Source organism: Streptomyces sp. NPDC004610 (genome assembly GCF_040609715.1).
Taxonomy (GTDB): Bacteria; Actinomycetota; Actinomycetes; order Streptomycetales; family Streptomycetaceae; genus Streptomyces.
In genome coordinates, this window is sequence record NZ_JBEXLA010000001.1 from 1 (window position 1) to 13491 (window position 13491).

Here is a 13491-nt window from a genome sequence, read left to right on the forward strand (position 1 = left end):
CTGGCGTTGATTTTTGGCACGCTGTTGAGTTCTCAAGGAACGGACGCTTCCTTTGTACTCACCCTCTCGGGCTTTCCTCCAGGCGCTTCCCTTCGGTGTCCCAAACTCTATCAGTGTTTTTCCGCCCCCCTGACCACTCTCCTGCAGGCATGCAGAAGGCGACCCCGGGATAGGATCTGACAAGTTGGGTGCTGCTGGGCAGAGTCGCCTGGTGCGTTGCTCGACCTCAAGCAGGAGTACGACTGTACAGGTGGCTCTGGAGCGGGGGCAAACCGATTTGTGGTCGCTCCTGGAGTCACGAACCCGGTCCTCTCATAGGGAACCGGGACTTCATATGACATACCCTGCTCAACAGTGCGCCGTCCGGGACAAGCAGTGACGGCCGGCCCCTATGAATCTCCGCCCTGGGAGGCTTCCCATGACCACCGTGTCGTCCCCGATCGCTGGACGCGCCATCGGACTGGCCGCGGTGCCGGATCCGGTTTTCTCCGGGGCCATGGTCGGCCCGGGTACGGCCATCGACCCTGTCCGTGAGCCAGGCGAGGCCGTTTCGCCCGTCGACGGCGTCATTGTCTCGCTGCACCCGCACGCCTTCGTCGTTGTGGACAGCGAGGGGCACGGGGTGCTCGCTCACCTCGGTATCGACACCGTGCAGCTGAACGGCGAGGGATTCGAGCTGCTGGTGAACAAGGGGGACACCGTGGCGCGCGGCCAGGCCATCGTGCGCTGGAACCCGGCCGCGGTCGAGGAGGCGGGCAAGTCGCCCGTGTGCCCGATCGTGGCGCTGGAGGCATCGGCCGAGGCTCTATCCGAGTTGCGTGAGGACGGCGACGTCAAGGCGGGCGACAGTCTCTTCGTCTGGCAGTGACGTCAGTGCCGTCCCAGTGACGGCCGGGAGGGCAACCATCGCGGCGGCGGGACCTGCCGCACTAGTCGGAGACGGGTGAGATGGAGACAACGCTGCGAGGCGTCGGCGTGAGCCACGGTGTGGCGATCGGCGAGGTGCGGCACATGGGAACGGCGGTGCTCGAACCGCCCGCCAAGCAGATCGCGGCGGACGAGGCGGAGCGTGAGCAGGGGCGCGCCCGCCAGGCGGTCGAGGCGGTGGCGGCCGACCTGACCGCGCGCGGCAATCTGGCGGGGGGCGAAGCGCAGGCCGTGCTGGAGGCGCAGGCGCTGATGGCACAGGACCCCGAGCTGATGGCCGACGTGGATCGGCGGGTGACGGGTGGGAGCACGGCTGAGCGCGCCGTGTACGACGCGTTTGCCGCGTATCGGGAGCTGCTGGCGGGTGCTGGCGAGTATCTGGCCGGGCGGGTGGCGGACCTCGATGATGTGCGGAACCGTATCGTCGCGCGTCTGCTCGGGGTGCCGATGCCTGGTGTGCCGGACAGTGACGAGCCGTATGTACTGGTCGCCCGTGATCTGGCGCCGGCGGACACGGCCCTGCTGGACCCGACTCTTGTGCTCGGGTTCGTCACCGAGGAGGGCGGTCCGACCAGTCACAGCGCGATTCTGGCGCGGGCGCTCGGGGTGCCGGCCGTGGTGGCGCTGCCCGGTGCGGGTGAGCTGGCCGAGGGCACGATGATCGCGGTCGACGGTTCCAGCGGTGAGATCTTCGTGGACCCGACCGAGGAGAAGAAGCGGCAGCTGGAGGCCGCCGTGGCCGAGCGCAGGGCGGCACTGGCCGCGTCGACCGGTCCCGGGGCGACCTCCGACGGGCACAAGGTGCCGCTGCTGGCGAACGTCGGCGGTCCGGGCGACGTGGCTGCGGCCGTCGAGGCGGGTGCCGAGGGTGTCGGTCTCTTCCGTACGGAGTTCCTGTTCCTGGACGACAGCAAGAACGCGCCGTCCGAGGAGAAGCAGGTCGAGTCGTACCGGAAGGTTCTGGAGGCGTTTCCGGAGAGCCGGGTCGTGGTGCGGGTGCTCGACGCGGGTGCCGACAAACCGCTCGACTTCCTGACGCCTGCCGATGAGCCGAACCCGGCGCTGGGTGTGCGGGGGCTGCGCTCGTTGCTCGACCATCCCGATGTGCTGCGCACCCAGTTGACCGCGCTCGCCAAGGCTGCGGAGGGGCTGCCGGTCTACCTTGAGGTCATGGCTCCCATGGTGGCCGACCGGGCCGATGCCAAGGCGTTCGCCGACGCCTGTCGGGCGGCGGGGCTGAATGCGAAGTTCGGGGCCATGGTGGAGATCCCGTCGGCCGCTCTGCGGGCCCGGTCGGTGCTCCAGGAGGTGGAGTTCCTGTCGCTGGGGACCAATGACCTCGCGCAGTACACCTTCGCCGCCGACCGTCAGGTCGGTGCCGTGTCCCGGTTGCAGGATCCGTGGCAGCCCGCGCTACTCGACCTCGTGGCGCTGTCCGCCGAGGCGGCGAAGGCCGAGGGCAAGAGCTGTGGTGTCTGTGGTGAGGCCGCGTCGGATCCGTTGCTGGCCTGTGTGCTGACCGGTCTGGGGGTCACCTCCCTCTCCATGGGTGCGGCGTCGATTCCGTATGTCCGGGCCACGCTGGCGAAGTACACGCTGGCGCAGTGCGAGCGGGCCGCGGCTGCCGCGCGGGCCTCGGACAGTGCCGATGAGGCGCGGGCCGCGGCGCAGGCGGTGCTGTCCGGCGAGTAGTCGTCGGACGGCTGATCGCTCCGGCTGTCCAGGGTCGTTCTGTTGGCGAGGGGCTCCCCACCACGTGGTGGGGAGCCCCTCGTGGTGTCAGTGGTGGTGGCCGGGTGTGGTGTCGTCTCCGTCCATGTCCAGGTCGGGCGGGACGCAGTAGTCGACGCCGGATTCGGGTGAGATGAGGTCGCCGGAGTCGACATCGGTGCAGTAGGCGTCGAAGACCTCGCCCGCGGTCAGGGGAGCGAGGTCTTGGCCGCGCAGGCGCCATCCGTAGACGCGGTCGGTGGTGCCGGGGGCGCTGGTGCGCATGACCAGTCCGCCGGGGTTGTGGGTGGCGAGGCCGACCGCCAGGACCGTGGTGAACTCCAGGGCTTCGGTCTCGTCGAGTTGGGTCGCGCCAGCGGGGTTCTGGTCGGCGTGGAGGACGGCGGCGAGCATCTCGGGGGTGCCGGAGACCGTGCAGACGAGGTGCCGGTCGCCGGGTGGTGCGGTGTCGAGGATGCGGACCAGGAGGGCGGAGGCGCGGGCGAAGGCTGCGCGGCCGATGTCCTCGCCGCAGGTGGCGCAGGCGCCCAGGCGGGCGAGGAGGGTGGAGGCGTAGTCCCAGGTCGCCTGGCGGACGGCTTCGTCGACGAGGGCGGGGACCAGGTCGTCCAGTGGCTGGCCCTCGTAGGGGAGGGTCGGGCCGGTGGTGGCGAGTTCCGCGGTGTAGCGGGCGCGGCTGGCGGGGATGTCAGGGTCCAGTCCGGCGCTCAGACAGAACTCGGCGTATTCCTGTGGGTCGAAGAGGGCGACGGTGGTGTGGCTGCCTTGGGAGGCGCGGGTCTTGAGGAGTGCTTCGACCTGTTGCAGATAGGTCCGGTGGTCGTCGAAGACGAAGGTGCTGTAGCGGCGCATGCTGCGGAAGTCGTGTTCGTCGGTGAGCAGGCCGATGGTGCCGGCGACTTCGCGGCGCAGGACGCGTCGCATGGTCAACTGGTCGGTCTGGGCCATGGTTTCCCCCTGTGTGCAGTCGATCAATGCTCACTCACAGTAACCGTCGGCACTGACAATGGGGGTGGGGCGAGGTCGGCGATGACCGGGCGGGGGATTGTTTTGCCAGGTCAGAGTGGGTGGGAGCGGGTGCGGCCCCGGGTCGTCCGGGGTCGCACGGCGTCGGCTTCCGGTGGTTCAGGCGCGTTTGCGGGCCAGTTCCTCGTAGAAGTGGAGGAGGTCGAGGTTGTCGATCGAGCCGGGGTTCACCGCTTTTTCCAGTGGGGTGCCCTGGAGGAGGCGTTTGACCGGGACCTCGATGCGTTTGCCAGTGAGGGTGTGGGGGATGCCGGGGACTTCGATGACCTCGTCGGGGACGTGGCGGGGTGAGAGCTGTGCGCGGATGGTCTGTTTGATGCGGGCCAGGAGGTTCTCGTCGAGTTCGGCTCCGGGGGCCAGATGGACGAAGAGGGGCATCCAGTAGCCGCCGTCGGGTTGTTCGACGCCAATGACCAGGGATTCCTTGATCTCGGGGAGGCGTTCGACGACTTCGTAGATGTCGGCCGAGCCCATGCGGACGCCCTGGCGGTTGAGGGTGGAGTCGGAGCGGCCGTGGATGATCACGGAGCCGTGCGAGGTGACGGTGATCCAGTCGCCGTGGCGCCAGACGCCGGGGTAGGTGTCGAAGTAGCTGTCGTGGTAGCGGCTGCCGTCGGGGTCGTTCCAGAAGCGGATCGGCATGGACGGCATGGGGTTGGTGACGACGAGTTCGCCGACCTCGTCGATGAGGGGGTTGCCGTCGGGGTCCCAGGACTGGAGATCGGTGCCGAGGCAGGGGGCCTGGAGTTCGCCGATGTGGACGGGGAGGGTGGGGACGGCGCCGGCGAAGCAGGAGCAGACGTCGGTGCCGCCGCTGACGGAGGCGATCCAGAGGTCGTCGCGGACCTCGTCGTGGAGCCAGCGGAAGCCGTCGGGGGGCAGGGGGGAGCCGGTGGTGGCGACGCAGCGCACCGAGGAGAGGTCGTGGTCGCGCGCGGGGTGGACGTCGGCCTTGCGGCAGGCCATGACGTAGGCGGCGGAGGTGCCGTAGAGGGTGGCCCGGGTGCGTTCGGCGACGCGCCACTGGGCGCCGGTGTCGGGGTAACCGGGGCTGCCGTCGTGGAGGACGACCGTGGTGCCGGTGAGGAGGCCGGAGACGAGGAAGTTCCACATCATCCAGCCGGTCGACGTGTACCAGTAGAGGCGGTCCCCGGGGCCGAGGTCGCAGTGCAGGCCGAGCTGCTTGAGGTGTTCGACGAGGATGCCGCCCTGGGACTGGACGATGGCCTTGGGCAGACCGGTGGTGCCGGAGGAGTAGAGCACCCACAGGGGGTGGTCGAAGGGGACCTGCTCGTAGACGGGGGCCGTGTCGGCGGCGGTCAGGGCCTGCCAGTCCAGGGCGCCCTCGGGGGCCTCGGTGCCGAGCAGGGGGATGTGGACGACCGCGCGGAGGGTGGGCAGGTCGCGGCGGAGTTCGGCGACGGTGTCGCGGCGGTCGTGCTGCTTGCCGCCGTAGCGGTATCCGTCGACGGTGAACAGGACGACGGGTTCGACCTGCTGGAAGCGGTCGAGGACGCTGCGGGCGCCGAAATCGGGGGCACAGGACGTCCATACGCCTCCGACGGCGGCCGTGGCGAGGAGGGCGACCACGGCCTGCGGGATGTTCGGGACGTAGGCGCAGACGCGGTCGCCGGGGCGCACGCCGAGGGCGCGTAGTTCGGCGGCGAGGGAGCCGACCTGGCTGCGCAGCTCGCCCCAGGTCACGGGTTGCGGTTCATGAGTCTCGTCGACGCAGAGGAGCGCTGTTTCGGCGGGGCGGTCGTCGGCGGCGCGCAGGGCGTGCTCGGCGTAGTTGAGGGTCGCTCCGGGGAACCACTGGGCGCCGGGCATGTCGCGGCTGCCCAGCACGCGCGCGTAGGGGGTGGTGAACCGTACGTCGAACCACTCGGTGACGGCCTTCCAGAAGTCCTCCAGGGCCGTGACGGACCACTGGTGCAGGGCCGGGTAGCCGCCCTCGGCGGGGGCTCCGTGGTGCTGGGCCGCCCATGCCTGGAACTCGGTGATCCGCGCCTCGGCGATGCGCTGCGGATCCGGCTGCCAGAGTGGCTGAGGGGTGGCGGTCGACATGTGGTGGCTCCCGGGACTCTGCGCGTCGTTGCGTCGGTCGCTCACGGGCTGTGGTGGGCGCGCGACACGGCTCATGGGGACGATGCCATGTGATCGACGGGTACACCAGGGTCTGCCCCACATAGTCCTGGTCCTGAAGATGTGGTCCCAGCACAGGTGAACGGGAGTTGAACGATCCACCTGTATGGGCGTGTCAGTGGCAGGCTGAACAGCATGGATGGTCGTGACCTGGTGCGTTCGGTGAAGTCGGTCGGTGCTGCGGGTGCAGCCCACAGGTTGCGTACCGTACGCGCCGCGTGGCGCAGAAGGCGGGCGGACGCGGTCGGGCTGCCGGAGCGGGGGGCGGAACGCGCGCGGGTGCCGGGTCCTGTCACGGAGGTGGAGCCGGGCCCTGGTGGGGGGCTGATCCGGTTCGCGCGCTCGGAGCTGCGGATCATGGTCGCGGTGAACGGGACGGTGTTCTGGGGCTGGGACGGGGCGGCTCCGGAGCCGTCGTACGCGCTGGCGGGGGTCTGTCCGGAGCCGGATCCGCGGGCCGTGCTGGAGCCCGACAAGGACGGCGGCTGGCGGGTGGTGGCCGAGCGGGTGACGCTGGTGATCTCGCGGCACGGGGCGGTCGAGGTGCTCACGCCGGGTGGGGTCGCTCTGCGCCGGGAGCAGCCGCCGCGCTGGTGGGAGCCGGTCCAGGGGGGCGTGGCGCGCTGGATGCAACGTTCGGAGGTGGCGGCCGACGCCCGGTTCTTCGGGCTCGGCGGACGCGCTTCGGGGCCGCGGCTGCGGGACGGGACGTACCGGCTGTGGAACACCGACCCGGGGCGGCCGTTCGGGCCGGACGAGGATCCGCTGTACGTGACCATGCCGGTGCAGTTGGTGGTGGCCGACGCCGCGACGCATCTGATCTTCTACGACACCTCCTGGGACGGGTCGGTGAGCCTGGCGGAGGGCGAGGAGGGGGCCGGGTCGGGGCACGACCGGGCGGGGACGAGTGAGCTGCGCATGGACGGTGGTCCGCTGCGCTGCTGGGTGATGGTGGGGACGCCCGCGCGCGTGCTGCTGTGCTGGGCCTCTCTCACGGGCGCGCCGACGCTGCCGCCGGTGTGGGCGCTGGGGCACCATCACGCGCGTTGGGGGTTCGGCGGCGAGCAGGGGGTGCGCCGGATCGTGGCCGGTTATCAGGAGCACGGGCTGCCGCTCGACGCCGTGCATCTGGACATCGACCACTTCGACGGGCATCGGGTGTTCACGGTCGACCATGAGCGCTTTCCCAAGCTGCCGGGACTCGCCGAGGATCTGCGGCGGGACGGGATCCGGCTGGTGTCGATCATCGATCCGGCGGTGAAGGCGGAGCCGGGGGGCGCGCTGTACGACAGCGGGACGGCCGAGGACGCGTTCGTACGGGATGCCTCGGGGCAGGTCGTGCGGGGGGTGGTGTGGCCCGGGGAGTCGGTCTTCCCCGATTTCACGGACGCGCGGGTGCGCGCGTGGTGGGCCCGGCAGTACGAGGAGCGGCTGGCGCAGGGGTTCGCGGGGTTCTGGCATGACATGAACGAGCCGACGTCGTTCGCCGCGTTCGGTGAGTCCACGCTGCCGAGGTCAGCGCGACACGCCGTGGAGGGGCGTGGGGGCGACCACAGGGAGGCGCACAACGTGTACGCCCTGGGCATGGCCAGGGCGGCGTACGAGGGGTTGCGGGAGCTGTGTCCGGAGGAGCGGCCGTTCGTGTTCTCCCGGGCGGGCTGGGCCGGGATGCAGCGCTACGGGGGTACATGGTCGGGGGATGTGGCGACCGGCTGGCCGGGGCTGCGGGCGTCCCTGTCGCTGGTCATGGGGCTCGGGCTGTGCGGGGTGCCGTACTCGGGGCCGGACGTGGGCGGGTTCGACGGGTTTCCGTCTCCGGAGCTGTATCTGCGGTGGTTCCAGTTGGGGGCCTATCTGCCGCTGTTCCGTACACACGCGAGCATGCGGGCGGGGCGGCGTGAGCCGTGGGAGTTCGGGCCCGATGTACTGGGGCACGCGCGCGGGGCGCTGATCGAGCGCAGGCGGCTTCTGCCGTACTTCGTGACGCTGGCGCATCTGGCGCGGCGGACGGGCGCCCCTTATGTGCGGCCGTTGTGGTGGGGGGCGCCGGAGGACCGTGCCCTGCGGGACTGCGAGGACGCGTTCCTGCTGGGTGACGCGCTGCTGGTGGCGCCGGTGCTGGACCCGGGTGCGGACCGGCGGGCGGTGCAGCTGCCGCGCGGTCGCTGGTACGACACGACGACGGAGCGGGCTTACGAGGGTCCTGGGCAGGTATTGGTGGACGCGCCCCTGGCGCGGATTCCGGTGCTGGCGCGGGCGGGTGCCGTCCTTCCGGTGCGGGGGAAGGACGGCGGGCTGGAGTTGGAGGTGTGGGCGCCCGCGCGGGGGCGGACGGGGAGCGGGCTGGTGGTGGCGGACAGCGGTGACGGGTGGGACGAGCCGGAGGTCGAGCGGTACTTCACCCGCTGGGAGGGCTCCCAGGTGGTCGTTGAGCGGGAGCGGGAGGACGGCCCGGCGGAGCCGCCCCACCCGGTCCGCGTCCGCGGGCTTCCGGGGGGCCTGGCTCAGTAGCGGCCCTCGAACCAGGCCCTGGCGGCCACGGTGTGCAGCGGGAAGGCCAGTTCCTCGGGTCGGCGCAGCAGGTGCCAGCCCTCGGTCTCGTCCGTGGCCGCCGACGGGGGCAGTCCGTCGACGGGGCGTTCCGGCAGGAGGCCGAAGAGCAGCAGATGGCCGTCCGGGGCGCTCATGGCGTCGGCGAGCCGGACGTCGCGGCCGGCGGCGTCGATGCCGGTCTCTTCCTTCAGCTCCCGGACGATGGCGTGGCGCCAGTCCTCGCGGTCGTCGATGAAGCCGCCGGGGAGCGCGATGCCGCCCAGCGCGGGGGCGATGGTGCGTGTGATGACGACCAGGGCGGTGCCCTGGGTGTCGTACACGGGCTGGAGGGCCACAGCGACCGGCAGCGGGTTGCGGTAGGCCACGGTGCCGCACGACGTGCAGGTGCGGGGCCAGCCGGTGAGGCCCTCTCCATAGGGCGCCCCGCAGCTCGAACAGTGGGAGTCGGGCGCGGAGTTGGGGGTGGGTTGTGGGTTCTCGGACACGTCGCGGACTGTATCCGATGGCGTGGAGGGCGTGTCTCCGCGCGGTGCCGTTCGTCCTTGTCATGTGCCTTTGGTGAGGGATTTCGGTGCCACGGGGAAGTCGAAGTAGGTGTCGGGGTAGGGCTCGGGTCGGTAGGTGAAGTGCCACCACTCCTCGGCGAGGTTCACGAATCCGAGGTCTTCGAGGGTGTCCTTGAGCAGGAGGCGGTTGGCGCGTTGGGGGCCTTGGACGCGTGGGGCGAGGGTGTGGGAGAGGGTGCTGAAGCAGTCGTAGCCGGTGGCCATGTCGACCGAGTTGTCGGGGAAGCGCTGGGACTGTGGTGCGTGGCAGGGCACCAGGGGCTCACCGGGGTGGTAGGGCCTGGTAGGGCGGGTGGGACTGGTGGGGCGGGTCGGGATGCCGGGGATGGCGACGAGGGTGAGGTCGACGGTCGAGCCGCGGCTGTGGCCGGATTTCTGCGCGATGTAGCCGTCCGCGAAGAGGCGGGACTTGTCGACGTCCGGGTAGAACTCGCGCTTCATGGAGTCGTCGTCGAGGTCCTCGGCCCAGCGGACGAAGTGGTCCACCGCCCGCTGGGGGCGGTAGCAGTCGTACACCTTGAGCGAGTGGCCCCGGCGGAGCAGGGCGCGCTGGGCCTTGTGGAGGGCTTGGGCGGTGGCGCGGGTGAGGATGCACAGGGGCCGGCGGTAGCCGTCGATGGGCTCGCCGACGAAGTTGTGCGGGGTGGCGTAGCGGATCTCCTCGATGATCGTCCGGTCGACGGTGCGCAGGGCCACGAAGTCGTCGGGTGCGGTGGGTTCGCTGGCGGGGTGGGCTGACGCCGGGGTGGTGGTGAGGAGCAGCAGGGTGGTGAAGGCGGTGGTGAGGGTGGGGGGTTTGGTGGGGAGTCGTGTCATGGGGTCTGCGTCTATCAGGCGGTTGTGGGGGGGCGGGAGCGTTTCGGGGCGGAGGGCGGTGGGGGGGTGTCCGGAAGTGGTCGGTTGGGGGGTGGGGTTGGGGTGGGGAGGCGGGGACGGTTCCGAGTGTCGGCCTCTGTCTGTGTGCGGTGGGTCGTGTGCGGTGAGTCGTGGCAGACGCGGATTCTGACGGTCGTCAGTTTCGGGGGTGAGGGAGGGGCTGTGTCACGTAGGGGTTGTGTCACGTACGCGGGCTCCGGTGGTCGCTGGTTGGTTCACGGGGGGCGGGGACGATTTCCGGCTGCTGGGTACGCGGTGCTCGGCGTGCGCCGCGCTCTTCCTTCTCCGTGAGGATGTGCGGTGCCGCAATCCGGAGTGCGGGGGCGAGGAACTGGTTGAGGTGCCGCTGTCGCGCCGGGGGCGGATTTGGTCGTACACCGACAGCCAGTATCGGCATCCGTCACCCTATGTGACGAATCCGGAACTTCTGTGGGAGCCGTGCGCGTTGATCGCTTCAGAACTGGCGGAGGACCGGATCGTGATTCTGGGTCAGGCTTCGCCGGGTGTTCCCGGCGCCGATCTGGCGGTGGGCATGGAGGTGGAGGCCGTGTCCGGCGTGCTGCACGAGGACACGGAGACAAGGTGGCTGATCTGGTATTGGCGGCCTATGGCGGTGATGGGGGTGATGGCATGACGGGCGATGTGGCGGTGCGCGGTGTTGGGATGCATCCGTGGGGTGAAAGGGGGCGTGGCTTCGTGGAGTACGGGGTGGTGGCGGCTCGGGCGGCGCTCGCGGACGCCGGAGTGGTGTGGCGGGACGTCGAATCGATCGTGGGCGGGGACACGGTGCGTGGTGGATATCCGGGGTATGTGGCCGGTGCCTCGTTCGCGGAGGCGCTCGGGTGGCAGGGGGATCAGGTGACGAGTGTGTACGCGGCCTGCGCGTCGGGGGCGCAGGCGGTGGGGGCGCGCGGGCGCAGATTCTGACTGGGCTAGGCGATGTGGTGCTCGTGGTCGGGGTGGACGCCGCTGCCAAGGGGTTCTTTCGGCCAGTCGACGGAGATCGGCCGGATGATCCGGACTGGCTGCGGTTCCGGCTGCTCGGGGCCACGACCTCCGGCGTACTTCGGGCTCTACGCGCGCAGACGGATGGCGGTACAGAGGGACATCGTGGAGGACTTCGCGCAAGGTCAAGGTGAACAACGCGGCCATGGGGGAGCTGAATCCGTACGCGGGCTACCGCAGACGGGGCACGGCCGAGGAGGTGGCGGCCTCGCCGCTGGTCGTCGATTCGCTGCGGCTGCTCGACATCTGCGCCGCGTCCGACGGCGGTGCGGCCCTGATGCTGTCCAGCATGGAGTTCGCGGCGGCACGCGGGGCGGCGCCGGTACGGATCAGGGCGGTTTCGATGGTGACGCCGCGCTACCCGACCGAGTGGTGGGTTGGCGTCGTTCGGGGAGGCGATGCCGACGCAAGCCATCGCGCAGGTCTGGGAGGTGACGTGGCAGTTGAGAGGGGAGGCGGGAGAGCGGCAGGTGGCGGGGCGCGGGTGGGGATCACTGCGAATCAGGGGTTGTTCGGGTATGGGTCGGCGGTGATCGCGGTGCGGTGACGGGGAGTGGGAGTGGGGTGGGCTTTGGGGAGTGGGGAGTGGAGGGTCGGATGAGTGGTGGCCGTAGGGGGGCGGGCTCGGTGGTCGGGCCAGGGGCTTGGTGGTCGTATCACCAGGGGCGGAGAGGGAATCGCACGCTATGTGATCAGCTCGGAATCCTGCGTGAACGTCTTATGAATTGCCCCTCGGGGTACGCCCTGAGAGTCATCATGCTCCCGTGCGTACCTGGACGGATTCTCTCCGCTTCGCGTTCCAGCCCGTGGTCAATCTGACCACCGGGGGCATCGCCGCACTGGAGATCCTGGCCCGCCCGGAGGCCGGGAATGTCCTGGCCGAGGCGCGGCGGGATCCCGAACTCGACGGCACGCTCGCGGTGTTGGCGCTCCGCGCGGCGGTGCGCACGGAGACGATGCTGCCGCTGCACGTCAATGTGTTCGCGGGCACGCTCGCCGATCTCGGTGGGCTCACCCCGCTGCACGACGCGGTGCGGCAGGCCGGGCGGCTGCCATGGGAGGTCACGGTGGACATCGGGCCGCCGTACACACACGTACCGCAGCAGGCGTTGCTGGAGGCGGTGGGCGCTCTTCGGGAGCAGGGCTTCCGGATCAGCGCGGACGGGGTGGGTGACGGGGATGTGCCGCTGCGGCTGCTGACGGATCTGGCGCCGGATCTGGTGAAGCTCGACGCGTCGCTGCTGGCGCGGCGCGCGGCGGTGAGGTCGATGCGAACACTGTGCGAGGAGTTGGGCGCGCTGCTCGCCGTCGAGGGTGTGGAGACGGAACTGCAGTGCGCGGCGGCCCGGTCGGCGGGGGCGCAGTTGGCGCAGGGGCAGTTGTTCGCACCGCCGGCCCGGTTGCCGGTGACGGAGGTGTATGTGCCGCCGGGGTCCCCCGCTCCGGAGGCGGAACGTCGGCCGGGGCCGTCGGTACGGGAGTTCGTACGGCCTGCGGCGCTGTTGCCGGACACGGCGTCGGCGGGGCAGGTGCGGGCGCTGCTGACCGGGTCACCGGATGTTTCCGGGGTGCTGCTGGTGGACCGGGACGGGGTGCCGGTGCGGTCGGTGCACCGGTCGCGGTTCCTGCTGTCGATGTCGGGGCGCTACGGGCACGCCCTGTACGCGGACCGGCCCGCCGCCAAGCTGGGCGACCGTCCGCGCACGGTCGGCGTCCACGCCACGGCGTGGGAGGTGCTGGACGTCGTGGCCGACGGGGACCGGGCCCGTACGTCCGACGATGTCGCCGTGGTCGACGACCATGGGCGGTGCGTGGGGGTGGTACGGCTGGCCGATCTGGTGCGGGCGCTGTCCGAGACGCGGGTGGAGGAGGCGGCCGGGCTCAATCCGCTGACGCGACTGCCGGGGTCCGACGCGATCACGGGTGAGGTGGACCGGCGGATCGCCGACGGATGGACGTTCACACTGAGCTGGCTCGATGTGGATCGCTTCAAGGAGGTGAACGATGGGTCGGGGTTCGCGGCCGGGGACGAGTTGATCCGGTCAGTGGGGCGGATGCTGCAACGGGTGGCTATCGGGAGCATGCGGGTGGGTCACATCGGCGGGGACGACTTTCTGGTCCTGGCCGATCCGGAGGGGCTCGATCCGATGGCCGCGTCGGTGCTGGACGTGCCGTGGTCGGCGGGAGGGCAGCCGGTGACGTTGTCGCTGGCCACGGTGGTCTGTGTGCCGGGGAGTGTGGCCGATCATCGGGAGGCGGCGGCGTGTCTCGCGCCGCTGAAGAAGGCTGCCAAGGCGCTCGGCGGGGCGAGTTGGGTTCTGGGGCGGGCTGGGTCGCCGGGGCATGAGGTGCGGCGGGGTGCGGGGCCGTCGCCGGGGCGTGCAGGGTATGCGGTGGCGGAGCCGGGGCGGGGGTGAGGGGTTGGGGGGTCGGGGATTGGGGGGTTGGGTCAAGGATCAGGGAGGGGATTGTGGGTGGAGGGGGTGGGTGGTTGCCGTCGCGGATATTGGCGCGCTGGGGTGCTGAGGTGGCCTGTGTTGGCTTGAGAGGCGTCGGGGGTCTCTCTGTGGTCCTTTTCCGGGCGCCAGAAGCCGCTTCAGGTGGTGTGGGCGGGCTTCAAGGGCCTCGTGGTGTTCGGGGTGTGGGAGGCGTCCCGGGGGGC

The 13491-nt window shown here is 70.6% G+C and carries 9 protein-coding genes and 1 pseudogene; 6 read left to right on the top strand and 4 right to left on the bottom strand.

What is annotated here, in order from left to right; translation table 11 throughout:
- Positions 1–418 precede the first annotated feature (418 nt).
- Both ABZX40_RS00005 and ptsP read left to right on the top strand, forming a co-directional pair.
- A complete protein-coding gene (locus tag ABZX40_RS00005; protein ID WP_355733321.1) occupies positions 419–868 on the top strand; it encodes a PTS glucose transporter subunit IIA in 450 nt (149 codons plus the stop codon).
- 80 nt (positions 869–948) lie between these two features.
- Entirely contained in the window at positions 949–2619 is a 1671-nt protein-coding gene (gene ptsP, locus ABZX40_RS00010) for a phosphoenolpyruvate--protein phosphotransferase (protein ID WP_355733318.1), read from the top strand.
- A gap of 87 nt (positions 2620–2706) precedes the next feature.
- On the opposite strand, the gene ABZX40_RS00015 is transcribed toward ptsP, so the two are convergent.
- Together ABZX40_RS00015 and ABZX40_RS00020 are read right to left on the bottom strand one after the other, a co-directional pair.
- The gene (locus tag ABZX40_RS00015) at positions 2707–3606 is read right to left on the bottom strand and encodes a hypothetical protein (protein WP_355733316.1); all 900 of its coding nucleotides are present in this window, start codon (positions 3604–3606) and stop codon (positions 2707–2709) included.
- 177 nt (positions 3607–3783) lie between these two features.
- Positions 3784–5751: an acetoacetate--CoA ligase gene (locus ABZX40_RS00020; protein ID WP_355733313.1), complete on the bottom strand. Its 1968-nt coding sequence runs from the start codon at positions 5749–5751 to the stop codon at positions 3784–3786.
- A 213-nt stretch (positions 5752–5964) separates the two neighbouring features.
- Here ABZX40_RS00020 and ABZX40_RS00025 point away from each other — a divergent pair, with 213 nt between their 5' ends.
- A complete protein-coding gene (locus ABZX40_RS00025) occupies positions 5965–8340 on the top strand; it encodes a TIM-barrel domain-containing protein (protein WP_355733310.1) in 2376 nt (791 codons plus the stop codon).
- Here ABZX40_RS00025 and ABZX40_RS00030 read toward each other — a convergent pair.
- Both ABZX40_RS00030 and ABZX40_RS00035 read right to left on the bottom strand, forming a co-directional pair.
- Entirely contained in the window at positions 8334–8867 is a 534-nt protein-coding gene (locus ABZX40_RS00030) for an NUDIX domain-containing protein (RefSeq protein ID WP_355733307.1), read from the bottom strand. The two genes, ABZX40_RS00025 and ABZX40_RS00030, sit on opposite strands and share 7 nt — an antisense overlap.
- Positions 8868–8927: 60 nt before the next feature.
- Positions 8928–9764, bottom strand: coding sequence for a M15 family metallopeptidase (locus ABZX40_RS00035; RefSeq protein ID WP_355733304.1), 837 nt, complete (start codon positions 9762–9764; stop codon positions 8928–8930).
- 259 nt (positions 9765–10023) lie between these two features.
- On the opposite strand from ABZX40_RS00035, the gene ABZX40_RS00040 reads away from it, so the two are divergent.
- From ABZX40_RS00040 to ABZX40_RS00050, 3 genes and pseudogenes are all read left to right on the top strand, one after another.
- Entirely contained in the window at positions 10024–10458 is a 435-nt protein-coding gene (locus tag ABZX40_RS00040) for a zinc ribbon domain-containing protein (RefSeq protein WP_355733302.1), read from the top strand.
- Positions 10455–11376 (top strand): annotated as a pseudogene (locus tag ABZX40_RS00045) (hypothetical protein). The gene ABZX40_RS00040 and the pseudogene ABZX40_RS00045 overlap by 4 nt, the downstream one beginning before the upstream one ends.
- Positions 11377–11593: 217 nt before the next feature.
- Positions 11594–13246 carry a GGDEF domain-containing protein gene (locus tag ABZX40_RS00050; RefSeq protein ID WP_355733300.1) on the top strand — a complete coding sequence of 551 codons (1653 nt, stop codon included), beginning with the start codon at positions 11594–11596 and terminating at the stop codon, positions 13244–13246.
- Positions 13247–13491 lie beyond the last annotated feature (245 nt).